Annotated in this window: 1 pseudogene; it reads right to left on the reverse strand. The window is 61.5% G+C overall.

What is annotated here, in order from left to right:
- Window positions 1-447: pseudogene (locus tag DIE15_RS36720) on the reverse strand (RHS repeat protein); the annotation flags it as partial.

A 447-nucleotide genomic window follows, 5' to 3' on the forward strand; every position in this document is an offset into this window, starting at 1 on the left:
CCGCCGCCCAAACGCGTCGTATTCGAAATGCGTCGTCCCGATGCCGAGCCGGTCCTTCGTCACTACCGACTTCAACTGGTTCCAATCGTCATACTCAAGAACCAGCTCTTTAGCAGGCCCGTGCCCACTCAGCTTGCGAACCAGCCGCCCATACGCGTCGTACTCAAAACGCTTGTCCTCGAACATCTTGAGCCGGTTGTGCTCAACGAATCCGCCCGGGTGATCGCTCGACACCAGGTTAGCCGCCGCATCCCAGCGAAACACTTCCGACGGCAATCCCGGCCCCGCCGCCTGTTCGATACGCCCCGTTGGGTCATACCGATAGCTCGTCGTGCCATAACGCTGATCACGCTTCTGGATCACGTCGCCTGCTGCATCGTATTGCCACTGCTTCGCAAGCAACTCGCCGCCCGCCTTGCCTCGCTGCGCAGCGTGCCGCGCACGACG

Origin of the sequence: Burkholderia sp. Bp9031, from assembly GCF_003857965.1 — a bacterium.
In the GTDB taxonomy this organism is placed as follows: Bacteria; Pseudomonadota; Gammaproteobacteria; order Burkholderiales; family Burkholderiaceae; genus Burkholderia; species Burkholderia ambifaria_A.